This is a genomic window from Amycolatopsis orientalis DSM 43388, from assembly GCF_000411975.1.
Taxonomy (GTDB): domain Bacteria; phylum Actinomycetota; class Actinomycetes; order Mycobacteriales; family Pseudonocardiaceae; genus Amycolatopsis; species Amycolatopsis orientalis_D.
The window spans coordinates 1-21,408 of record NZ_ASXG01000103.1; the positions used below are offsets into that span (position 1 = coordinate 1).

A 21,408-nucleotide genomic window follows, 5' to 3' on the forward strand; every position below is an offset into this window, starting at 1 on the left:
CAGCCACACCCCATCGTCCTGGGCATCCAGGGCTTTTGCCCCGAACAACCTCAACCTTAGGGAACTCACATGACCGACGACCTGCTCGCGCGCCACCGCGCGGTGCTCCCGTCCTGGATGTCCCTGCTGTACGACGAGCCGATCGAAATCGTGCACGCGCAGGATCGCCGCCTCACCGACGCCAACGGCCGCACCTACCTCGATTTCTTCGCCGGCGTGCTCACCAACGCGATGGGTTACGACGTTCCCGCGATCAGCGACGCCGTCCGCAAGCAGCTGGACACCGGCGTCCTGCACACCTCGACGCTGTACCTGATCCGCTCGCAGGTGGAGCTCGCGGAACGGATCGCGCAGCGCTCCGGCATCCCGGACGCCAAGGTGTTCTTCACCAACTCCGGCAGCGAGGCCAACGACACCGCGCTGATGCTCGCCACCCAGTACCGGCGCAGCAACCAGGTGCTGGCGATGCGGAACTCCTACCACGGCCGCTCGTTCGGCACGGTCGCGATCACCGGCAACCGCGGCTGGTCCGCGTCGTCGCTGAGCCCGATCAAGGTCAACTACGTCCACGGCGGCTACCGCTACCGCAGCCCCTTCCGCGACCTGCCGGACGCCGCCTACATCGACGCCTGCGTGGCCGACCTGGTGGAACTCCTGGAAACCGCCACCGCGGGCGACGTCGCCTGCCTGATCGCGGAGCCGATCCAGGGCGTCGGCGGCTTCAGCTCCCCGCCGGACGGCCTGTTCAAGGCGATGAAGGAAGTCCTGGACGACCACGGCATCCTCTTCATCTCCGACGAGGTCCAGACCGGCTGGGGCCGCACCGGCGACCACTACTGGGGCATCCAGGCGCACGACGTGACGCCGGACATGATGACCTTCGCCAAGGGCCTCGGAAACGGCCTGGCAGTGGGCGGCGTGGTCGCTCGCGGGGACATCATGGACTGCTTCCGGGCGGAATCGTTCTCCACCTTCGGCGGCAACCCGGTGTCCATGCAAGGCGCGCTGGCCGTCCTGGACTACATCGACGACCACGACCTGCAAGCGAACTGCAAAGCCCGCGGCGACCAGCTGATGCGCGGCCTGCGCGCGGCGAGCAGCCCGTTCGTCGGGGAGGTGCGCGGCAAGGGCCTGATGATCGGTGTGGAACTCGTCGAACCCGGCACCACGACGCCGAACACCGCGGCCGCCAAGCAAATGCTGGAAGAAACCAAAAAACGCGGCCTGCTCATCGGAAAGGGCGGCCTGCACAAAAACGTCCTGCGCATCGGCCCGCCGATGACCCTCACCGAAGCCGAAGCCGCCGAAGGCCTGCAGATCCTCCTCGACTCGCTGGCCGCACTGTCCTGACCGCTCGGCCCCGCGGTTTTGTCGTACCCCGGTGCGAAGATCCGTGCTCGTGAACACCGACCAGTTCTGGGCCCTGATCGACGAGGCACGCGGCCAAGCCTCCGCCCGGAAAGACAGCTACGACGTAGCCGAACAAGCCCGCGCTTTGCTCTCCGCGCGGCCGCGGGAGGAGATCGTGACCGCCCAGCAGATCGTCTGGGACCTGCTGGCCGACTCCTGCCGCGCGCCGCTGTGGGCAGCCGCCTACCTGGTCAACAGCGGCTGCTCCGACGACGGCTTCGACTACTTCCGCGGCTGGCTGGTCCGGCAAGGCCGGGAAGTGTTCGAGCGGATCGTGGCCGCCCCGGACGAATTGGCCGAGTTGCCCGCGGCGCGAGGCCGCGGCAGACGGCGAAGAACTGCAATGCGAAGCCGCACTGGGCGTCGCCTCGAGCGCGCACCTCGACGCGACCGGCGAGGAGCTTCCCTCGGACTCGTTCACCATCCGGTACCCGCCGCTGGACCGTGGCTGGGAGTTCGATTACGAGGACGCCGACGAGATGCGGCGCAGGCTGCCTCGGCTGGCCGCGGCCTGACTGTCCTGATCCCGTGGCCCGGCACTGCTGCGCGGGAACCCGTCCCGCATAGCAGTGAGTCACTGCCGCACAAACCTCGCCACGTGCTCGGCGAGCGTCTCCCCCGCGTCCTCCTGCAGGAAGTGCCCGGCGCCAGCCACCGTCGGGTGGTCCAGACCAGCCGCGCCGCGCATCGACCGCCGCAGAATCGGCCCCATCGCTCCGGTGATCGGGTCGCCGTCCGAGAACGCGCACAAGAACGGCACGTCCAGCTCAGTCAACGTCGCCCAAGCCTCGCGATTGGCCTCCGCCGCCGGATCGTCCGGCCGCGTCGGCACCAACCCGGGCATCGCCCGCGGTCCGGCCTTGTACATCTCGTTCGGGAACGGCGCGTCGTAAGCCGCCCGGACCTCTTCCGGCAGCGGTGCTTGGCAGCCAGCCTGCACACACCGTCCGACGTCCAGGATCTGCGCGCCCTCGACCGCTTCCCGGAACTTGTGCCACACCGGCGGCATGTCCACGTCCCCGGTCGGCAACCCGGTGTTGGCCGCCACTACTCCCGCGAACCGGCCCGGGTTCTCCGCCACCAGCCGCAGCCCGATCAGGCCGCCCCAGTCCTGCCCGACCAGCGTCACCCCTTCGAGCCCGAGCACGTCGAACGAAAACCGGCGCATCCACTCGACGTGCCGCGCGTAGCTGTGGTCGGCGATCTCCGCGGGCTTGTCCGACCGGCCGAACCCGACCAGGTCCGGCGCGATCGCCCGCAATCCGGCATCAGCGAGCACCGGAAGCATCTTCCGGTAGAGGAACGACCAGCTCGGCTCCCCGTGGAGCAGCAGAACGGGCGGCCCGTCCGCCGGTCCCGCTTCGACGTAGCCGACTCTGATCAGCCCGCCGTCCGGGTCGGACAGGTCGGTGTAGGAAGGTTCGAAGGCGAAATCGGGCAGGTCCGCGAACCGGTCTTCCGGCGTCCTGAGGAGTCGCACGGTTCCCACGTTAGTGGGAACGGGACCGCGCGGCAGTGCGCGAACGCTACGAAATCGCTACCGCGACGACCAGCCCGAGCCCGAGGTGCGCCGCCGCGACGACGATGCTCGCCGGCGCGAACTTCTCGCTCTCGATCGTGGACCCGACGTCGATCCGGGTCGCCCACTCCAGCAGCCGCACCGCCAGCACCTGCACGATGATCCCGAGCAGGCCGTAGACCAGCGACGTGATCAGCCCGGCGGTCAGGTCGCTCGCCGAGCTGTAGATCGCCACGACCACGATGAACGCCATCGACAACAGCCCGGACGCGGTCACGATCACCGCGTTCGGCAGCCCGCGGGTGACCAGTTTCGACAGCTTGCCCGGCGTGGTGAAGTCGATCGCGTAGAAGCCGGCGAACATCAGCAGCAGGCCGACGATGCCGTACAGCAGGATCGCGCCGATGCCGCGCACGAGGTCGGAACCGAACGTGGCGGGCAGCGCGAGCGTCGTGGTCACGGGGTCTCCCTGGATGGCCAATTCAGCCGGTGGAATCGGACATCCAGGGTTGTATCACGACTCCGGGATGCGATGCGGCACAAACGCCGCGCCGTCGTCGGTGACCAGTCCGCTGGTCTCGCGGATCCCGAGTCCCGCCGACGAGTCCCCGACGATCCACGCGCCGAGCGCGGGCCGGTATCCGTCGAACTCCGGCAGCGGGTCGAACGCCTGGTAGACGTAGCCTTCCGCGCCGTAGACGCCGTCCGTCTGCGTCTCGTACCCGGTCGCCACGATCTGCACGTTCGCGCCCTCGCGGCCGAGCTTCGGCTTGCGCACGTACTCGGTGAGCAGACCGGGGTCGTCGGCGAACGCGGGCAGCAGGTTCGGGTGCCCGGGGTAGTTCTCCCACAGCACCGCGAGCAGCGTCTTGTTCGACAGCAGCATCTTCCACAGCGGTTCGACCCACAGCGTGCGCGGCATGGTCTCCACCGCGAACTTGCCGAACTCCTCGTCGACCACCCATTCCCACGGGTACAGCTTCACCACCGTGGACATCTGCGCCTCGGCGAGGTCGACGAACCGCTTGAGCACCGGGTCCCAGCCGATCTCCTCGATCGCGAGCCCGACCGTGTCGAGCCCGGCCTCGGCCGCGGTCTCCTGCAGGTACGCCGTGGTCACGTGGTCCTCGCCGCTCGGATCGGCCGCCGACCAGGTGAAATGGAGTTCGTTCGACGGCAGCTTCCCGCCGATCTCCGCCCACCGCTCGACCAGCTTCTCGTGGATGGAGTTCCACTGGTCGTCTTCCGGGAAGACGTCGGTCTTCCAGTGCCACTGCAGCAGCGACGCCTCCAGCAGCGTGGTCGGCGTGTCCGCGTTGTACTCCAGCAGCTTGGCCGGCGATTTGCCGTCGTAGCGCAGGTCGAAGCGGCCGTAGACGTGCGGGTCCTGGCGCTTCCACGACTCCGCGATGTGCGGCCACACCCATTCCGGGATGCCGAAGCGCTGGTACTGCTCGGTGGTCACGACGTTGTCGACCGCTTCCAGGCACATCGAATGCAGCAGTTCGACGTCCGCCTCGAGCGAGAGCACCTCGTCCATGTCGAAGACGTAGTGCACCGACTCGTCCCAGTACGGCCGGGGCTTGCCGGTGCCGTCGCGCGCCGGGGTGCCGTAGACCAGGCCCTGCTCCTCGACGATCCGCTGCCAGTCGCGGCGCGGTTCCCGCCGGTCCCGATACATCTACGAGCCTCCGCTCTTGCCGGTCCCGCCGGAGGTGCCGCTCTTGCCGCTGATGCCGAAGCCGCCGCGCTGGATGCTGGTTCCCGACTTGGTCGAAACGTTGGTGTTGCCCGACGGAGCCGTGTACGTGCCGCCGGACACGCGCTGGCCGACGTTGCCGGTGCCGCCGTAGTTGTAGTGGTACTGGGAGTATCCGCCGCCCGGGAGCGGGATGAACCAGAACCCGCCGCTGTAGTGCCCGCCGTGGGATACCGCGTAGCTCTCGTCGCAGTACCGGTCGTCCTGGATGACCCCGTCAGACGTGGTGCAGACCGCGGTGACTTCCTTGGGCTTGGCGATCGTGTAGAACGTCGCGACCAACCCGACCAGACCGACGGTGACGCCGCTGCCGATCAGGATCTTGCGTTTCGTGGCCGCCTTCGCGTCCGCCGCCTCCCGTGCCGCGACGGCCGCCTGCCGTTCGCGTTCCTGGTCGGCGAGGGCCTGCTTGCGGGCCCGCTGTTCGGCCACCGAGGGCTGCCGCGGCTGCGTGTTCGCGTCCTGGAAACGCATCGAGCCCGGCTTCTTCGGCTCCTCGGGCGGCTGCACGCCGCTGTTGTCGTCTTGCGTCATGTGCGCTCCGTAATCCCCCAGCACTGCAAACCCCGCGTTCCACCCTAATCGACCCGGCACACGCGCGGTTCATGCGGCGCGGGCATCATGGGTATCGATGTCTCAACGCTCGGAGCGGTTCCCTTCGCGTATGCAGACCCTGACCACCCGCGTGGTGATGGCCGGGGTGTTCTTCGGTGCGGTCATCGCGCTGGCCTTGAGCGTCGCCTTCTCCTGGACCGACACGCTCGCCGGAGGCGCGGGCGGCGGGGAGGGCAAGCTCAGCGAGGCCGCCCAGCAGGCGTTCCACTCGCCGCCGGGCACCTGCCTGACCTGGAACGCCAAGGACGCCTCGGACGCGCACCAGGTGCCGTGCACGCAGTCGCACCTGTTCGAGGTGACCAGCGTGGTCGACATCGGCGCGAAGTACCCGCAGCAGGCTCCGTTCCCGAGCCTCGACCAGTGGCAGGACATCGCGCAGCAGCAGTGCAACGCCGACGTGCGGCCGTATCTGGGCCACCCGCTCGACCCGTACGGCAAGCTCACCACCAACCTGCTGCGGCCCACCTCGGCGCAGTGGGCCCAGGGCGACCGCCAGCTGCGCTGCGGCCTGCAGTTCGCCGGTCCGGGCGGCACCCTGCAGCCCACCACCGGCGCGGCGAAGACCCAGGACCAGTCGATGGTGTGGGCCCCGGGCACCTGCCTCGCGCTGGTCGGCAAGGGCGTCGGCGACCCGGTCGACTGCGGCAAGCCGCACTCGTACGAGATCATCGCGACGCTCGACCTCGCCTCGCACTTCAAGGACGGCTACCCGAAGCTGGACGACCAGAAGTCCTGGCTCGACACCGAGTGCAACAAGGCCGCGAAGGACTACACCGGCAACGCCGACCTGTCGGCGAAGAAGCTCACGCTGGGCTGGGACTCGCGCGAGCAGGAGAGCTGGGACGCCGGGTCCACGAAGGTCAACTGCAAGGTCGCGGCCACGCTGCAGGACGGCAGCGGGTTCCAGGCGGTCACCGGCAGCGTGAAGGGCGGCTCTTCCGGGTCGTCCAGCCAGCCGCAGAGCCCGCCGCCCAGCTCCGGCTCCGGTGGGGGCAACTGAGCCGTGCCCGTCGAGATGAGCCAGGCGCGGTTCGAGGAACTCGTCTCCGACGCGCTCGACCAGGTGCCCGCCGAGTTCGCCGCGGCGATGGACAACGTCGTGGTGCTGGTCGAGGACTTCAACGAGGAAGCGCCGGACATCCTCGGGCTCTACCACGGCATCGCGCTCACCGAGCGCACCAGCCACTACAGCGGGGCGCTGCCGGACCGGATCTCGATCTACCGCGAGCCGATCCTCGACATCTGCGACACCGAGGACGACGTCGTCGAGGAAGTGCTGATCACCGTGCTGCACGAACTCGGCCACCATTTCGGCATCGACGACGAGCGGCTGCACGAACTCGGCTGGGGCTGACCCCGGCGAAACCCGCCCCGCCCGCGACGCCCGGGTGCTGTTCTCTGCTCCACACCTCGCCGCAACCGCGGAAACCACCGAAGGTCACCAAAGCGTCACACAACGCCTCCGATCTACCTAGACTGGCCTCACCAGGGCGTTTTCTTTCCTCGTGAGGTGGTTTGTGTCGCATCGTCAGACGGACAGCCGGCTGCGCTGGCTGCTCGCCTCGAGCGGCACGTCGAACCTCGCCGACGGCATCGCCAAGGTCGCCTTCCCGCTGCTGGCCACCACGCTGACGCGCGACCCGGTGGAGATCGCCGCGCTGTCGGCGGTCCAGTTCCTGCCGTGGCTGCTGTTCGCCATCCCGGCCGGCACGCTGGTCGACCGGATCGACCGCAAGAAGGCGATGGTCGCCGCGAACGCGATGCGTGCGCTGGTGGTCGCCGCGGTCACCGCGCTGCTCGCGTTCGGTTCGGTGCAGATCTGGACGATCTACGTCGCGTCCCTGCTCGTGGGGATCGCGGAGACGGTCGCGGAGAGCGCGGCGAACGTGCTCCCGCCCGCGCTGGTCGAAGCGGACCGGCTGGAGAGCGCGAACAGCAAGCTGCAGGCGTGCGAGATCGTCGGCCAGACGTTCCTCGGCGGTCCGGTCGGCAGCGCCACCTTCGCGATGTTCGCCGTCTTCCCGTTCCTGCTCTCGTCGGTCGGGTTCGCGGTCGGCGCCGCCGTGCTGCTGGGCATGGCGGGCAGCTATCGGCCGCGGCAGGAAACCAAGTCGCACATCCGGGCGGATTTCGCGGACGGCTTCCGTTGGCTGCGGCGGCATTCGCTGCTGCTGCGGCTGCTGGCGATCGCCGGTTTGCTCAGCCTGACCAGCGAGCTGGCCCAAGCGCAGCTGGTGCTGTACGCGCTGGAAGACCTGCATTTGTCCGACGCCACCTTCGGTGCTTTCGCGTTCGTCGGCGGAGCTGGCGGCCTGCTCGGGGCCGGGTTGACGCCGCGGCTGGTCCGGCGCATCGGACGGCGGCCGGTCCTGGTCGGCGGGGTGTTGTTCTGTGCGCTCGGCTTCGGCGGCATGGGCTTCATCCGCCAGCCGGTGGTGTCCGCGGTGCTGTTCGGCGTGTTCGCGGCGGCGGTGGTGGCGGTGAACGTCGTGCTCGCGACCGCGCGCCACACGCTCGTGCCGGGCGAACTGCTCGGCCGCGTGCTCGGCGTCTGGCGCACCGTCGTCTGGGGCGCGATTCCGCTCGGCGCGCTGCTCGGCGGATGGCTCACGAAGCTGCTCGGTTCGGCGGGCGACACCTTCGCCGCGTCCGGCGTTCTGCTGCTGTTCGTGACCGCGTACGCACTGTTCGCGCTGCGCGGGCACCCGCTCGATGACAAAACGGCCTCGACCGGCGACGGAGTCCGTTCGCAGCAGTGATCCGGCGCGGTTTTGGTGCTGAAATAGCACCTCACCCCGGCTGCCCGGAGGTACGTGATGACCGCGCTCGACACCCCGCCGCCGCCGGACGACGACCGCGACACCGAGCCTGAACCGCCGCCTCCGGCCTCCCGCCGGCCGCTCGTGCTCGCCGCGGTCGCCGGCTTCGTGCTCGGCGGGTGCGTCCTCGGGCTGTTGTGGGGACTGTCCGGACAGCGCGTCGGAGCGAATGTCGACGCCGCGGCCGCCTGCGCCGCGTTCGCTCGCGCCGGGCACATCCCGGACACCACCGGAGGCGTCGACGCGGCGCAGTTCACCCGAATGTCGGACGACTCGGTGCACCGCGTCACCGGCGCCATGGAGCTGGCCAAGGCGGCGGCCACCTTCGACGGCAACTACCAGCCGCTGGCCAAAGCACTCGACGCGGTGAACAAGATGGTGCTCAGCAGCCGCTTCGACAACCGCGACGGGCAGGCCGCCGTGGTCCAGGCGGAACAGCTCTGCGCGCGAGGCTGAACCCCACGCGCGGAGCGACCGGTCAGGCCTTGTGCACCGTCTTCACGCCGAGCTGCTTGCCCGGGATGTTCGTGCCCGCGCAGCCGGTGCCGTCGAGCGGCACGAACTTCGACGCGGTCTCCTGCGGCAGGTACACGCGCAGGCCCTTGACCGGCGTCGGCTTGCAGACGCTCGGATCGAAGTTGCGCACCTGCGCGAACTGCAGGTCGGCGGCGGCGGTCTGGCCGGGAGCCAGCTTCACCGGCGCCCCCTTGGCGCCGTCGCGCTCGGCGGCCGGGCCGATCTGGGCCCCGTTCTCGCCGCCGACGTAGGACACGCCGGGGAAGCCCTGGATGGTGCACGGTTTGCCGCTGGTGTTCTTGATCAGCAGCGACCGGTACTGCGAGCCCGCGCCGGCGTCCCCGCCGCCCAGCGACAGGGACACGTCGCCGGCCTTGCACAGGCCGTTGTCGGCGGGCGGCTTCTCGGCCGGAGCCGTGCCGCCGCTCGGCGCGGACGACGCGGAAGAAGGAGCGGACGACGCGGCGGACGAGGCCGACGACATCGGGCTGCTCGACGGGGTGTCCGAACTCGCCGGCCCGCTCGCGGCGGGTGCGCCCTGGCCGCACGCGGAAAGCAGCAGCGCCCCCGACGCGCCCACTGCGGACAGGAAGACCAGGGAAATCCACGGTTTCTTCGTGTTTGCCATCTCACTCGCCTCGCTGTGCTGGTGAACGCCGATCTGGGTGAAACCTTCATCCGGAGGACGTGCCAGGTCCGGACGGGGTTGCTCCGCATCCGGTGAGTTCCCCACCGGCACCGCCTTCACGCAGCGTTTCCCCGCACGAGTGAGCAAGCCCTCGTGAGCGGCAAAGCCGGTTCTGACCGGCTTCGCCGCTCACGAGAGCCGTGTGTCCACCCAGCGGAGGCAGCACCACCCGCTCTCCGTCGCTTCCAGCTCGACGAACTTCGTGTTCGGGATCAACGCCTCGTTCGCCAATTCGGCGGGCACGTTCGAGGCCAGCCACTCCCCGGCGAGCCGGATCGCGCCGCCGTGGCTGACCAGCACGACCACTCCGTCCGGCGAGGTCTCCTCGTGCTTGGCCCGCAGCTCAGCGGCCGCGCCGACCATCCGGTCGCGCACCTGCGCACCAGTCTCTCCGCCGGGGATCGCGACGTCCAGGTCGCCTTCCGTCCACGCCTTCACCACGCGCAGGTAGACGCCGATCGAGTCCAGATCGGTCTTGCCCTCGAGGTCGCCGGCGTCGACCTCCTTGACGCCCTCGATCACCTGGGCCTCGAACCCGAACGTCTCGGCCAGCGGGGCCGCGGTCTGCTGCGCACGCACCGCTTCCGACGCGTAGACCGCCACGATCGGCTCGGATTTCAGCTGTTCGGCGAGGGCGGCAGCCTGCTCGCGACCGAGTTCGGTCAGCGGCGGACCGGGCAACGCGGTGTCCAGCGCACGGCGGACGTTGCCTTCGGTCTGTCCGTGCCGGACCAGCAGCAACCTCACGCGCCCTCTCCCTTCAGGACCGCGTCGACCCACGCCTGCGCGTCGAGGAAGTCCTGGTTGCCCGCGCCCTCCTCGATGGTGGCCGCGACCTGGTCCGCGCGCGGATGCGAACCGAGGAAGCGCAGGTGACAACGGCGGCGCAGAGCGGTCATCGCGTCGATGATCCGGGGTTCGGCGACGTGCCCCTCGAAGTCGATGAAGAACCGGTACTCGCCGAAGTTGTTGCGGGTCGGCCGGGCGTCGATCCGGGTCAGGTTGATTCCTCGCCCGGCCAGCTCCACCAGCAGGTCGGACAGCGTTCCGGTGCGGTTGACCGCGGCCGCGACGATCGACGTGCGGTCGGCGCCGGTGGGCGCGGGCAGTTCGCCGGGACGGCGCACCATCAGGAACCGGGTCTGCGCGTCGCGGACGTCGGCGACGCCGGTCGCCAGCTCCTCCAGCGGGTAGTGCTCGATCGCGACCGGCGCGGAGACCGCGGCGTCGAACTCGCCCTCGACCACGCCGACCGCCGCCGCCGCGGTGGACGACGAGGCGACCGGGGTGGCGTCCGGCAGATTCTGCTCCAGCCACTCGCGCACCTGGGCGAGCGCGTGCGGATGGCTCGCGACGGTGCGGATTTCGCCGCTGCCCGGCCGTTTGAGCACGCTGAAGTGGATGGGCAGGATCGTCTCGGCCGTGGCGACGAGCGGATCGCCGTCGCTGAGCCCGTCGAGCGTCGCGGGCACGACGCCCTCGACGGAGTTCTCGATCGGCACGCACGCGGCGTCCGCGGCATCGTCGCGGACGGCCTGCAGCGCCAGCCGGACGGTCTCGTAGGGGGTCAGGTCCTCGCCCGGCGCGAGCGCGCGGGCGGCCTGCTCGGTGAACGTGCCCTGAGGGCCGAAATACGCGATCCGCAACACGAAGGTCAGGCTAGCGACCGCGCGCGTGGCGCTTTTCACTCGGACAGCCGGTGGCAAAACCGGTTACGCCGGGTGGCGTTTTTTGCCATGCTGGAACGGTGACCGCCGACTCAGGCACACACGCCGGGCACGGAGAAGCCGGTTTGCCGGGTTCTCCCCGAACGCCGGAATTGGTGCTGTGCGCCGTCGATGAACCGCTCGCCGCGGCGTGGACCTCCGCCGTGGCGGACTTCGGCGGCTCCGTCCGGGTGCACCGCGGTTCGGTGCTCGACATCGCCGCGCAGGCGGTGGTCAGCCCGGCCAACTCCTACGGCTGGATGCGCGGCGGAATCGACGCGGTCTACGCACGAGCGTTCCCCGGCATCGAGCAGAGCGTGCGCAGCGCCGTGCTGGCTTCGTACGGCGGTGAGCTGCCGATCGGCGAGTCGGTGATCGTCCCGACCGGCGAGTCCGAACCGGCGTGGCTGATCAGCGCGCCGACCATGCGCGAGCCCGGCGAACGGCTGCCCGCCGACACCGTCCACCCGTATCTCGCGGCGCGCGCGGTGTTCCTGCAATGGCAGCGCGGGCAGCTGGATTCCGGCCCGGTCGCCTCGGCGGTGCGGACCATCGCGATGCCCGGGCTCGGCACCGGAGTCGGCGGCGTGGCCCCGGCCGCCTGCGCCCGCCAGGTCGCCGCCGCGTGGCAGGAAGTTTTCGGAGCCAACGGTCACCATCGGTGATCGAAAACCGCCCCGGCCCGGGGTGCGTGCATCACATCACAGCGCGTTCACGCGCGGTAAGCCCTACCGTTGATACGGCGTTACGGAAGTAGCGCAGACGGAGCCAGCGCAGGCGACGGCCGAGGAGTGTGCGATGCCCACACGGGTCCGTGAACTCAGCCCTTACGTAGAGCTGCATCGGGAACAGTGGCGGGAGCTGCGCAGCTCCACTCCGCTGCCGCTGACCGCGGACGAGCTGGTCCGGCTCCGCGGGCTCGGGGAGCAAATCGATCTCGCCGAGGTCGCCGACGTGTACCTGCCGCTTTCGCGGCTGATCAATCTCCAGGTGAAGGCCCGGCAGCAACTGTACGAGGCCACCACGACATTTCTCGGCGAGGACTGCCGCAACACCAAAGCTCCGTTCGTGATCGGCATCGCGGGCAGCGTCGCGGTCGGCAAATCGACCACCGCCCGCATCCTGCGCACTCTGCTCGCCCGCTGGCCCGACCACCCGCGCGTCGACCTCGTGACGACCGACGGGTTCCTCTACTCCCGCGCGGAACTGACCCGGCGCGGGATCATGCACCGCAAGGGTTTCCCGGAAAGCTACGACCGGCGCGCCCTGCTGAGGTTCGTCACCGAGGTGAAATCCGGCGCCGAGCGGGTGTCCGCGCCGGTGTACTCGCACCTGGCCTACGACATCCTCCCGGACGAGGAGCAGGTCGTGGAACGGCCGGACATCCTCATCCTCGAGGGGCTGAACGTCCTGCAGCCCGGCCCGAGCCTGACCGTCTCGGACCTGTTCGATTTCTCGATTTACGTCGACGCGCACATCGACGACATCGAGCACTGGTATGTCGAGCGGTTCCTGAAACTGCGGCACACCGCGTTCGCCGACCCCGCCTCGCACTTCCACCACTTCGCCGGCCTGCCCGACGACGAGGCCCGCGAAGAGGCGCGCCACCTCTGGCACACCATCAACGAGCCGAACCTGATGGAGAACATCAAGCCGACCCGTCCGCGTGCGACTCTCGTGCTCCGCAAGGACGCCGACCACGCCATCAACCGCGTTCGGTTGCGCAAGCTCTGAATTCACCCACACGCGCCTCTGAAGTCCCGCTCGGCACAACGGCCGGGTAATTGACCGATCGGCCGGAGTCTTCGTAACCACTTGGCCGATACCCGCGGCCCCGGTCTCCAGCGACCCTGAAAGCAGCAGGATGTCGCACTTGACCTGCGAAGGAGGCCACGATGTTCGCTATCGTCCTGACCTGGGTCGGCGCGGTATTGGGATTGACGCTGCTGGTCGCGATGGCCGCCGGGGCGTTCGTCGTCGACTTCGACGACGCGCTGCGCGAACGGCGTCTGAAGGCCCGCGGCACGGCGGAGCCGACCAGCTGAGGCCACGCCTTCGGGCTTAGGCAAGATGTGCGGCATGAGTCCGGTGAGCCGCGCGCGCAAGAAGAGTTCCCTACCCACCGCCCCCAGCGTCAACGGTCTGTTCAAGGACGTGCTGCGGGACTTCTCCGCGGTCGCGGCCGAGCCCAGTCCGTTCGACATCGAGCTGCTCGGTTCCGAGGTCGTCGGGCAGTGGCGGGACGTCGTCGTGGAGGACGAACCGGAAAGCCAGCTCGGACTCGAGCTGATCGCCTTCGCCCAGCGCAAGATCACCCCCGGTGCGGCAGCGCTGCTGGCCGCGCTGAAAGTGCTGGCCGAGTCCGAAGAGGAGCGTTCGGCGGCGGCCGAGGCGCTCGCCGTCGTGCTCGGCCGGGGCATCCCGGAGCCGGAGTGGGCCGCCGAGGTCGGACAGGTCAGCGTCGGCGAATGCTGGCGCACCGGGGATGTCTACGGCGACGAATCGTCGTTGCTGTGCGTCTTTTCCCGCGGCGACCACTCGCTCGGCCTGCTCGCGCTGCTGGACTTCACCGAGGGCGGCCGGGTGCGCGACCTGGTGGTCATCGAGGAGCCGCACGAGGTGCTCGCCGAAATGCGCGCCCAGGTCGAGGAAGACGGCGAGCTGGTCGTGCTGGAAAAGGTCGAGCCCGCGGACGCGCATCGCCTGCTGGTGTCCGGGATCGCCGCCACGGACGCGCTGGACGAGCCGGACATCGGCGAGGACTACACCCGGTTCCACGCCATCGCGCTGACCTGGGCGCGTTCGCTGCCGGAGGCTTCCGAGGTCCCGCCGGTGGCCGAGTGGAGCGCTGAGCAGCGCGAGGCCGCCGTCGCCCAGTTCCTCGCCGACACCAACCTGCCGGACGCCGACGCCGCCCGCGAAATCGCCGACCTGCTGGTGGACCACGGCTGCCGGGCAGAACCGGCGAACCCGCTGCGGGTGGGTCCGGAAAAGCTGGCGCGGTTCCTCGAATCCTTGCTGGAGGGCGAATACGAGCTGGAAGACGAGGACGCGGTCGCGCCGGTCGTGCTGTCCTGGGCCGGCTGGGCCGCGGCTCGCGCCGGACTGTCCGAAGTCGCCACGGCCGCACTGCTCGAAGAGGTCACCGAATACCTCGGCGAATACCTCTCGGACGACGACGAGGAAGAGGACTTCAGCGACTACCTCGACGGCACCGAATCGGCCGAGGAAGCCCTGGAAGTGGTGGCCCGCCGCCGGTTCGCGGTGCCCGAACTGTCCACAGTGATCGGTGACGAGGAACTGGCCGACCTCGACCCGGGCGACCCGGAACAGCGCCGGCTGCTGGTGATCGGCGCGCACCCGGAGTACCACGAATCGCTGGCCGCGGAAGAATTCGACGGCGCGGACGGTCTCCGCCTCGCCCTTGAGACGTCCATTGTGGACCAGCTGTGGGACAACGAGCCCGCCGAGGTGTGGACCGCCGCGCAAAACCTGCTGCGGCAGGACCTTTCCCGCGCCGACGTTCTCGACCGCTTGGTGTCCGTCCTCGAAGGACAGCTGACCGAGACCGAGGAAGAGGACCAGCTGGACTACGACCTGGACGCCTACCGCGCCGCACTGGCCGAGCTCTAGCCCTTCGGAAGCGCGATCCGGGCCGACCGGAGCTCCGCGAGCAACCGGGTTTTGCGGCGGTGGACGTTCACCAGCTCGGCGACGTAGCCGGTGAACTCCTCCGCCGTGCCCGCTTGCTTGTGCAGGGTGCGCAGTTTTTTGAGGCACTGCGCCGCTTCCCGGTATGCGCTGGCTTCTTTCCGCGCGATCAACTGCTCGATCCGCTCGCGGTACTCCGAAATGGACTCTTCTTCCTTCTGCTCCGGCTTGTCCGGCCGCTGTGGTTTCTCTGCCCGCTGTGGTTTCTCCGGCCGCTGCGGGGTCAACACCCGCGCCGCGTAAGCGATCGCCTCGCTGTGCCGCCCGGCCGCCCGCAGCACCCGGACGATCTTGAGACTGACGTCCACCCGCGGCGGCTTGGCGGCGAGAATGGCGACCAGCCCGTCGACATCCCCGCTGGCCTCCGCGATTTCCTCCTGCAGCCGTTCCGCGACCGCGAGCTTGTCCTCGGATTTCCCGCGCAACAATTCGTCCACAATAGACTTCATCCGCGCGAGCCCGGCGTTCCCGAGTGCCGTCGCGAAATCAGCCACCGCGATCGCGCGCCCGCTGAACGCCGCCTCCAGCACCCAGTCCGCGAGCTGCTCCGGATCCGGCGGCCGAGCCGCACAAGCCCGCGCGTACAACGCGACCGCCTGGTCGAGCCGCACCTGCAGATCCCCGGTGAGATCGCCGTGCTGCTCGAGCATGGCCACGATGTCGTCCACCGCCCGCCGGGCGAGCGGCGCGAGGTCAGCGCGGCTGCCGGAGTCGAGCAGCCGCCGCACAGTGTCGAGAACCGCACCGATTTTGGCGGTGTACTCGACCGGGTCGGGGACGCTCACGCGAACAGTCTGCCGTATGGCCGGTAACCGGCGTGTGGGCCAACGGCGTACTCTTTTCGGCCCAACCCGGACACCCCAGGTGAGCACCGCGCGTGATAATCAAGTCCGGTGACTTTAGCCGACCTCACCCAGCGCCTCCGCGACTTCGCCGCCGCCCGGGACTGGGAACCGTTCCACACCCCGAAAAACCTGACGATGGCCCTGTCCGGCGAGGTAGGCGAGCTGATCTCGCTGTTCCAGTGGCTGACCCCGGAGGAAGCCGCGAACTGGCGCGCCGACCCGGAACAGGAGTTCAACGTCCAGGACGAAATCGCCGACGTGATGCTGTACCTGGTCCGGCTGGCCGATGTGCTGGGAATCGATCTGCTGGAGGCGGCGAACGCGAAGGTGGACCGGAACGAGAAGAGGTTCCCTCCGCTACCCCGCTGACCCGGCCGCGACCCGCTTCGTCTCGTCGAGATACCAGCCGCCGACCAGGGCGCCGACCGCGAGAACGGCCAGCACGATCCCCGGCCCCAGCCCGGCACCGCCGAACATCGCGGCGACCGTGAGGACCATCAGGACCAGCCCGATTCCCATCAGCACCCGCCCGGCAAGCCGGTTGCTGCTGACCGGGATTTTCTTGACCGGGGTTTCCTGCTGCTTCGGCTGCGGGGCCGGAGCGAACCCCAGCAGCACCAGAGCGTCGTCGAGCCGCGCGACGTGCGCACCGAGTTCGAGCGCCCGGGAAAGCCGCGGTTCGGACTCGCGCACCCCCGAGTCGTAGGCGAGATGCGTGACCGAACCCGTGAGGTTCTTCGCGAGCTGGAAGCCTGCCGAGAGCACCCGCGCCCGCAGCTGGTCCGCCTCCGCCGTCGTCCCGAGCACCAGGACCCTCGTCGGCTTGGTGCCGTTGGTGGTGACCTGGAGGTCCACCACCCCTTCCAGCGCCCCGAGTGCGTCCGCGACCTGCCGTAGTTCGCGGTACTCGGTGGATGTCACCACCCCGTCCGCCTCCACGACCCGGCGCAGCTCAGCGACGAAGCCGGCGTGCAGCTGATGCACCTCGGCCTCGGTCATCCCGGCTTCGGTCGCCAGGTCGGCGAGCGCCCAGACCTCCTCGTCCGTCAGGAATTGGTCGCCGACCGCTTCGGCGAGCAGATCGAGGTAAGCCCGTGCGACCGGGCCGTCGGCACCCGCGAAAGCCCGGTCGACCGCCTCGGCCATCCAGCCCTTCTCCGCACCCGCCACCGCCCGGCGCACGGCTGCCGCCCCGCTCGCGTACCGCGGCAGTTCCGGAAAACGCACTGGCTGCGCCAACCGCAGCCCATGCGTACCGATGAGCGCGATCATCGCGTGCGCGCACGCCCGGGCGGCCGGTTCGGCGAGGTAGCCGGGGAAGTCCTCGATGCCGAAGGCCCGGGCGATGGCGGCGAGCCGGTAGTTGGGCAACGGCAGCGCCGCCCGCGCCGCGTCCTGGAGCGAGATCCCCGGAAGCCGGGGCAGCCGGACGCCTAACTGGCCGATCTCGGAGAGGAGGCCTGCCACCGAGGACAGGTCGTGCGCCACGACAACCGCGCCCTGGCACAGGTCGAACAACCGGCCGAGGACGTCTCCCAAGGCCGGCGCGTCAGCCAATTCCGCCGCGGTGATGCGGTGCGGATTGCGCCGGTTCGCGTCCGCGGCGACGACCGTCGCGAACTCGCCGAGGAACGTCCCGTCCCCGCGGAACCGGATCGCGGCGACCTCCAGGACGCGACCGGTGTGCAGTCCGGTCGTCTTCACGTCGAGCGCGGTGAATTCCGTGCCGCTCGCGGGAACCTGTCCGGCGGAGGACAGGGACAGTCGTTCGATCAGCTCGGCCATCGTGGATGCACTTTCTCCTGAACGGTTCCCCTGACCATCGCGGGAAGCTCGCGAATCGTCACGCCCGGAACGGAAAATGCTGTCTTTGTGACAGATCCGTGACGTCTTCTTCGCTCTCGACAATCTGGGCTCCCCAGCGCGTAACACTTGCCGCCGCTGGGGCGAACACCATTCTGCACCCGCCTCAGGAACAGGAATTCCGAATGCCCTCCACACCCGCGCCGACGTCGCGCCCGAAGCTGAAATTCCCGACGTGGCTGACGGTCGTGCTCAGCGTCTTCGCGGTTCTTTTCGTTCTGGGTGCGGTGTTCGGAAAGCCCGCGCCGACGCCGGCACCGGCGCCGGTAGCCGCACCGGTCGCTCCGCCGCCGGTCACGACCCCGGCGACCACCTCGGTCACCCCGGCACCGGTGACCTACACCGTGGACAAGATCACCGACGCCGCCAATGTCGAACTGGCTGGTTCCGACGGGAGCCACCGCACCGTGCACATCCTCGGTCTCGAAGTGGCGACCGGAAACAACTGCTACGCGAATGAGACGGCGGTTTGGGCCGACAACAAGCTCTCCGGCGCGGCGGTGAAGATCACCACGGACACCACCGACGGCGTCGCGTTGGTGTTGAGCGACGGCACCGATTACGCGACTGCGGCGCTCTCGGCCGGATACGCCCGGCTGGCTGGCAATGCGATCTCCGATTCACTGCGCAACGCGGCGAATACGGCCCAGCAAGCTGCGACCGGATTGTGGGCGGCTCCCTGCAAAGGCGTGATCACCGCACCGACGCCAGTGCCGACTCCCACTCCGACACCGCAGAGGGAAACGCCTGCCCCGCCGCCCGCCCAGCGCACATCCGAACAAGCCGCCCCGCCGCCGGTCGAGGACGCGCCGGAACCTCAACAGCCGAGCGGGGTGTACTACAAGAACTGTGCGGCCGCGAAAGCCGCTCATGTGACGCCGCTCTATCGCGGCCAACCGGGCTACCGTCCCGGCCTGGACCGCGACGGCGACGGGATCGCCTGCGAGCGGTAACACCTGGTGTCGTGCGGCACCACCGGCAGACGGACCGACCCACGGCCCGTAACCTGGAGATATGCCGATCCAGGTGCTGCTCGTAGACGACCACGAACTCGTCCGGCGGGGCCTGCGCGACCTGCTCAGCGACGAGGCCGACCTGGAGGTGGTCGCCGAGGCCGGGAGTGTCGAAGAGGCGCTCGCGGTGGCCATGCACGTCGAGCCGGACGTCGCGGTCGTGGATGTGCGGCTCGGGGACGGCGACGGCATCACGTTGTGCCGCGAGCTGCGGTCCAAGCCGAATCCGCCGGCCTGCCTCATGCTCACCGCGTTCGACGACGAGGAAGCCATGGTCGGCGCGATCATGGCGGGTGCGTCGGGCTATTTGCTCAAGCAGGTGCGCGGCCAGGACGTCGTGAACGCGGTGCGCGAAGTCGCCGCCGGCCGGTCGCTGCTCGACCCGGTCAGCACCGCTCGCGTGCTCAACAAGCTGCGCCATCCGCCGACCGACGAGCTGGCCACTCTCACCGACCGCGAACGCGACGTCCTGGAGCTGATCGGGCAGGGATTGTCGAACCGCGAGATCGCCGAACGGCTTTTCCTCGCCGAGAAGACGGTGAAGAACTATGTGACGTCGGTGCTCGCGAAGCTCGGCATGCAGCGCCGTACGCAGGCCGCGGCGTGGATCGCCCGGCGCGGCAAGTGAATCAGCTGCCCGCGACGGCGCGTGCGTAGCGTTCGGACAGCAACCGCAGCCGCGGGATCAGCTCCGGCGGCGATTCGACGGTGAAGTCCATCATCAACATTCCAATGTAGACAGCCACGGTGTCCAAACTGTCCGCGCCGGTGACGAGCACGCACTGGTGGTCGTCAAGGGGTTCGACGACGCCGACCGTCGGATTGATCCGGGCCAGCACCTTCTCCGCCGGGGCGTCGATGCGCAGGCGTGCGTGCACGATCCAGCCACTGGCCGCGATCGTGCGCATCGCGAAGGCGGTGTAATCCCCGCCAGGCAAGGGATTCGGCTCGAACCGGCGACGGGTCGGCATCCGCGGCTGCATCAGGTCGACGCGGTAGGTCGCCCAGGTGCCGTCCCGCGGATCGCGGGCGACCAGGTACCACCGCCGTTGCCAGCTGAGCAGCCGGTACGGCTCGACCAGCCGCAGCTCGTCCGCGTAATCGAACCGGAGCCATTCGACGTGCCGGATCGCCCGCGCGACCTCCTGCAGCACGGCACCGTCGACCTCCGGATCGGGCGCGTCGGTGCCGGTGTTCTCCGGCCCGCGGTCGATCGTCGAGCGCAGCGCGTCGACCGTCGGACGCAGCCTCGACGGCAGCACCTGTTCGAGCTTCGCGAGCGCCCGCGTGCCGGCTTCTTCGATCCCGGAGATGCCCGCCGCGGCCCGCAGCCCGACGGTGACCGCGACCGCTTCCTCGTCGTCCAGCAGGAGCGGCGGCAGTTTTCCGCCCGAGCCGAGCCGGTAGCCGCCGACGTTCCCGCGCGTCGCCTCGACGGGATAGCCCAGGTCACGCAGCCGTTCGACGTCGTTGCGGATGGTCCGGGCCGAGACGCCCAAGCGCTCGGACAGCTCCCTGCCGCTCCGCCCAGCGGCGGTCTGGAGGAGGGCGAGCAGCGCCAGCAACCGCGCCGTCGGATCGGCCATTCGAAACTCCCTCTTCTACTAGGAACTGATCCTACCTAATAGCCTCCTAGTGTTCTTCTCATGACGAACGCAACCGTTTCCCTCTCCCTCCGCCCCTTCACCGTCGAGATCACCGACGCCGAACTCGCGGACCTGCACGACCGCCTCGCCCGCACCCGCCTGCCGCAGCCGTCGCCGACCGACGACTGGGACGCCGGCACGCCCAACGCCTACCTCCGGACCGCGCTCGAAGCGTGGCGCGCGTTCGACTGGCGCGCCGCCGAAGCTCGGATCAACTCCTTTCCGCACTTCACCGCCGAGATCGACGGCCAGACGTTCCACTTCGTCCACGTCCGCTCCGCCCACCCCGGCGCGACGCCGCTGCTGCTCGCGCACACCTACCCCGGCTCGTCGGTCGACTACCTGGACCTGATCGACCGCCTCGTCGACCCGGTCGCTCACGGCGGCCGCGCCGAGGACGCCTTCGACGTCGTCATCCCCGACGCACCCGGCTACGGCTTCTCCCAGCCCCTCGCCGAATCCGGCTGGACAGTCGCCCGCGTCGCCGCCGCGTACGACCGGCTGATGCGCGGCCTCGGGTACGAGAGCTACGGAATCCACGGCTCGGACAACGGGGCGATGGTCGCCAGGGAACTCGGCCTGCTGAACCCGGACGGTTTCCTCGGCCTGCACGTCCTGCAGCTGTTCTCGTTCCCGTCCGGCGACCCAGCCGAATTCGAACGCCTCGACCCGGCCGACCACGCCGGTCTCGCGCACATGCAATGGTTTCAATCAGTCGGTGGCTACAACACGATGAACGCCTCGCGCCCGCAGACGGTTTCCGTCGGCCTCAGTGACTCCCCGATCGGATTACTCGCCTACAGCGAGCTGTTCAACTCCTTCGGCAACGGAACCTCCCTCGTACCACTGGAAACGATCCTGCTGGAGGTGAGCGTGAACTGGTTCGCCAACGCCGCTTCCGGGATGAGCCGCAGCTACCTGGAGAACGCCCGCGCACAGGCCGAACCCCGGGTGAGCGACGCGCGCACCGGAGTCGCGGTGTTCAAGGACGACTTCCAGACCATCAAGACTTTCGCCGAACGCGACAACACGAACATCGTGCACTGGAGCCGCTTCGAGGAAGGCGGGCACTTCGCCGCGATGGAACGCCCCGATCTCCTCGCCGGCGATATTCGCGCTTTCTTCGCTAACCGCGACTGACCTCTGCCGAATCCGCACCCAAACCCCGCCCGCGTTGCTGCGGACGGGGTTCTCGGCGTTCAAGACGGAGCTGTGGGTAGCCGACTTCCGCACTGTGGTTCACCCCATTGAGTGCCGAATGGATGTTCGATTCTTCGCTACCATGGGGAACGGCTCGG

23 protein-coding genes and 1 pseudogene are annotated in these 21,408 nt (G+C 69.2%); 14 read left to right on the forward strand and 10 right to left on the reverse strand.

The features are described 5' to 3' along the window. Positions 1 to 69 precede the first annotated feature (69 nt). Positions 70 to 1,350: an aspartate aminotransferase family protein gene (locus L942_RS20135; RefSeq protein WP_037362620.1), complete on the forward strand. Its 1,281-nt coding sequence runs from the start codon at positions 70 to 72 to the stop codon at positions 1,348 to 1,350. A gap of 49 nt (positions 1,351 to 1,399) precedes the next feature. After that, positions 1,400 to 1,714, forward strand: a pseudogene (locus L942_RS46190) (DUF4240 domain-containing protein); the annotation flags it as partial. Positions 1,715 to 1,984: 270 nt separating this feature from the next. On the opposite strand, the gene L942_RS20140 reads toward L942_RS46190, so the two are convergent. From L942_RS20140 to L942_RS20155, 4 genes are read right to left on the reverse strand one after another with little or no spacing between them, the layout of a single operon-like run. Further along, a complete protein-coding gene (locus L942_RS20140; RefSeq protein ID WP_037362621.1) occupies positions 1,985 to 2,899 on the reverse strand; it encodes a haloalkane dehalogenase in 915 nt (304 codons plus the stop codon). 37 nt (positions 2,900 to 2,936) lie between these two features. Then, on the reverse strand, positions 2,937 to 3,389 hold the full coding sequence (locus L942_RS20145) for a DUF350 domain-containing protein (RefSeq protein ID WP_037362623.1): 453 nt from the start codon (positions 3,387 to 3,389) through the stop codon (positions 2,937 to 2,939). Between the two features lie 54 nt (positions 3,390 to 3,443). Continuing rightward, positions 3,444 to 4,610 (reverse strand): glutathionylspermidine synthase family protein, encoded by a 1,167-nt coding sequence (locus L942_RS20150; protein WP_037362624.1) that lies wholly within the window; start codon positions 4,608 to 4,610, stop codon positions 3,444 to 3,446. Continuing rightward, complete coding sequence (locus tag L942_RS20155; protein ID WP_106964952.1) at positions 4,611 to 5,222, reverse strand: hypothetical protein; 612 nt, start codon at positions 5,220 to 5,222, stop codon at positions 4,611 to 4,613. 97 nt (positions 5,223 to 5,319) lie between these two features. Here L942_RS20155 and L942_RS20160 point away from each other — a divergent pair, with 97 nt between their 5' ends. The 4 genes from L942_RS20160 to L942_RS20175 all read left to right on the forward strand — a co-directional run bounded on the left by L942_RS20160 (position 5,320) and on the right by L942_RS20175 (position 8,578). Then, a complete protein-coding gene (locus tag L942_RS20160; RefSeq protein ID WP_037362626.1) occupies positions 5,320 to 6,303 on the forward strand; it encodes a septum formation family protein in 984 nt (327 codons plus the stop codon). Between the two features lie 3 nt (positions 6,304 to 6,306). Continuing rightward, positions 6,307 to 6,657 carry a metallopeptidase family protein gene (locus tag L942_RS20165; RefSeq protein ID WP_037362627.1) on the forward strand — a complete coding sequence of 117 codons (351 nt, stop codon included), beginning with the start codon at positions 6,307 to 6,309 and terminating at the stop codon, positions 6,655 to 6,657. Positions 6,658 to 6,820: 163 nt separating this feature from the next. Then, positions 6,821 to 8,062, forward strand: coding sequence for an MFS transporter (locus tag L942_RS20170; protein ID WP_037362629.1), 1,242 nt, complete (start codon positions 6,821 to 6,823; stop codon positions 8,060 to 8,062). 57 nt (positions 8,063 to 8,119) lie between these two features. Then, positions 8,120 to 8,578 carry a hypothetical protein gene (locus L942_RS20175; RefSeq protein WP_037362631.1) on the forward strand — a complete coding sequence of 153 codons (459 nt, stop codon included), beginning with the start codon at positions 8,120 to 8,122 and terminating at the stop codon, positions 8,576 to 8,578. Between the two features lie 22 nt (positions 8,579 to 8,600). Here L942_RS20175 and L942_RS20180 read toward each other — a convergent pair whose 3' ends face one another. The 3 genes from L942_RS20180 to pheA all read right to left on the reverse strand — a co-directional run bounded on the left by L942_RS20180 (position 8,601) and on the right by pheA (position 10,975). Beyond that, a complete protein-coding gene (locus tag L942_RS20180; RefSeq protein WP_037362674.1) occupies positions 8,601 to 9,266 on the reverse strand; it encodes a DUF4232 domain-containing protein in 666 nt (221 codons plus the stop codon). Between the two features lie 189 nt (positions 9,267 to 9,455). After that, a complete protein-coding gene (locus L942_RS20185; RefSeq protein WP_037362632.1) occupies positions 9,456 to 10,073 on the reverse strand; it encodes a histidine phosphatase family protein in 618 nt (205 codons plus the stop codon). Further along, positions 10,070 to 10,975 carry a prephenate dehydratase gene (gene pheA, locus L942_RS20190; RefSeq protein ID WP_037362676.1) on the reverse strand — a complete coding sequence of 302 codons (906 nt, stop codon included), beginning with the start codon at positions 10,973 to 10,975 and terminating at the stop codon, positions 10,070 to 10,072. Before pheA ends, L942_RS20185 begins: the two co-directional genes overlap by 4 nt. Positions 10,976 to 11,073: 98 nt before the next feature. On the opposite strand from pheA, the gene L942_RS20195 reads away from it, so the two are divergent. From L942_RS20195 to L942_RS20205, 4 genes are all read left to right on the forward strand, one after another. Further along, entirely contained in the window at positions 11,074 to 11,697 is a 624-nt protein-coding gene (locus L942_RS20195) for a macro domain-containing protein (RefSeq protein WP_037362633.1), read from the forward strand. A gap of 133 nt (positions 11,698 to 11,830) precedes the next feature. Next, on the forward strand, positions 11,831 to 12,766 hold the full coding sequence (gene coaA, locus L942_RS20200) for a type I pantothenate kinase (RefSeq protein WP_037362635.1): 936 nt from the start codon (positions 11,831 to 11,833) through the stop codon (positions 12,764 to 12,766). Positions 12,767 to 12,927: 161 nt separating this feature from the next. Continuing rightward, positions 12,928 to 13,077, forward strand: a complete 150-nt coding sequence (locus L942_RS44945) for a hypothetical protein (protein ID WP_200862867.1) — start codon at positions 12,928 to 12,930, stop codon at positions 13,075 to 13,077. A 34-nt stretch (positions 13,078 to 13,111) separates the two neighbouring features. After that, entirely contained in the window at positions 13,112 to 14,665 is a 1,554-nt protein-coding gene (locus L942_RS20205) for a hypothetical protein (protein WP_037362637.1), read from the forward strand. Here the strand turns inward: L942_RS20205 and L942_RS20210 are convergent. Further along, entirely contained in the window at positions 14,662 to 15,528 is an 867-nt protein-coding gene (locus L942_RS20210; RefSeq protein WP_200862868.1) for a hypothetical protein, read from the reverse strand. The genes L942_RS20205 and L942_RS20210 overlap by 4 nt on opposite strands. Positions 15,529 to 15,636: 108 nt before the next feature. On the opposite strand from L942_RS20210, the gene L942_RS20215 reads away from it, so the two are divergent. After that, positions 15,637 to 15,957, forward strand: a complete 321-nt coding sequence (locus L942_RS20215) for a nucleotide pyrophosphohydrolase (protein WP_037362640.1) — start codon at positions 15,637 to 15,639, stop codon at positions 15,955 to 15,957. Here L942_RS20215 and L942_RS20220 read toward each other — a convergent pair. After that, positions 15,946 to 17,373, reverse strand: coding sequence for a 3'-5' exonuclease (locus tag L942_RS20220; RefSeq protein ID WP_235079270.1), 1,428 nt, complete (start codon positions 17,371 to 17,373; stop codon positions 15,946 to 15,948). The genes L942_RS20215 and L942_RS20220 overlap by 12 nt on opposite strands. 203 nt (positions 17,374 to 17,576) lie before the next feature. On the opposite strand from L942_RS20220, the gene L942_RS20225 reads away from it, so the two are divergent. Further along, positions 17,577 to 18,404, forward strand: a complete 828-nt coding sequence (locus L942_RS20225) for an excalibur calcium-binding domain-containing protein (RefSeq protein ID WP_037362642.1) — start codon at positions 17,577 to 17,579, stop codon at positions 18,402 to 18,404. A gap of 61 nt (positions 18,405 to 18,465) precedes the next feature. Further along, positions 18,466 to 19,092: a response regulator gene (locus L942_RS20230; RefSeq protein ID WP_037362644.1), complete on the forward strand. Its 627-nt coding sequence runs from the start codon at positions 18,466 to 18,468 to the stop codon at positions 19,090 to 19,092. A gap of 1 nt (position 19,093) precedes the next feature. On the opposite strand, the gene L942_RS20235 is transcribed toward L942_RS20230, so the two are convergent. After that, positions 19,094 to 20,050, reverse strand: a complete 957-nt coding sequence (locus L942_RS20235) for a helix-turn-helix transcriptional regulator (protein ID WP_037362646.1) — start codon at positions 20,048 to 20,050, stop codon at positions 19,094 to 19,096. Positions 20,051 to 20,110: 60 nt separating this feature from the next. On the opposite strand from L942_RS20235, the gene L942_RS20240 reads away from it, so the two are divergent. Next, positions 20,111 to 21,250: an epoxide hydrolase family protein gene (locus L942_RS20240; protein ID WP_037362648.1), complete on the forward strand. Its 1,140-nt coding sequence runs from the start codon at positions 20,111 to 20,113 to the stop codon at positions 21,248 to 21,250. The last annotated feature ends 158 nt before the right edge of the window (positions 21,251 to 21,408 follow it).

Bases quoted from the DNA above. Each gene is read 5' to 3' on its own strand.
- coaA (WP_037362635.1), top strand. From the start codon at position 11,831: ATGCCCACACGGGTCCGTGAACTCAGCCCTTACGTAGAGCTGCATCGG.
- L942_RS20220 (WP_235079270.1), bottom strand. From the start codon at position 17,373: ATGGCCGAGCTGATCGAACGACTGTCCCTGTCCTCCGCCGGACAGGTT.
- L942_RS20150 (WP_037362624.1), bottom strand. From the start codon at position 4,610: ATGTATCGGGACCGGCGGGAACCGCGCCGCGACTGGCAGCGGATCGTC.
- L942_RS20180 (WP_037362674.1), bottom strand. From the start codon at position 9,266: ATGGCAAACACGAAGAAACCGTGGATTTCCCTGGTCTTCCTGTCCGCA.
- L942_RS44945 (WP_200862867.1), top strand. From the start codon at position 12,928: ATGTTCGCTATCGTCCTGACCTGGGTCGGCGCGGTATTGGGATTGACG.
- L942_RS20135 (WP_037362620.1), top strand. From the start codon at position 70: ATGACCGACGACCTGCTCGCGCGCCACCGCGCGGTGCTCCCGTCCTGG.
- L942_RS20175 (WP_037362631.1), top strand. From the start codon at position 8,120: ATGACCGCGCTCGACACCCCGCCGCCGCCGGACGACGACCGCGACACC.
- L942_RS20155 (WP_106964952.1), bottom strand. From the start codon at position 5,222: ATGACGCAAGACGACAACAGCGGCGTGCAGCCGCCCGAGGAGCCGAAG.
- L942_RS20230 (WP_037362644.1), top strand. From the start codon at position 18,466: ATGCCGATCCAGGTGCTGCTCGTAGACGACCACGAACTCGTCCGGCGG.
- L942_RS20235 (WP_037362646.1), bottom strand. From the start codon at position 20,050: ATGGCCGATCCGACGGCGCGGTTGCTGGCGCTGCTCGCCCTCCTCCAG.
- L942_RS20240 (WP_037362648.1), top strand. From the start codon at position 20,111: ATGACGAACGCAACCGTTTCCCTCTCCCTCCGCCCCTTCACCGTCGAG.
- L942_RS20160 (WP_037362626.1), top strand. From the start codon at position 5,320: ATGTCTCAACGCTCGGAGCGGTTCCCTTCGCGTATGCAGACCCTGACC.
- L942_RS20225 (WP_037362642.1), top strand. From the start codon at position 17,577: ATGCCCTCCACACCCGCGCCGACGTCGCGCCCGAAGCTGAAATTCCCG.
- L942_RS20205 (WP_037362637.1), top strand. From the start codon at position 13,112: ATGAGTCCGGTGAGCCGCGCGCGCAAGAAGAGTTCCCTACCCACCGCC.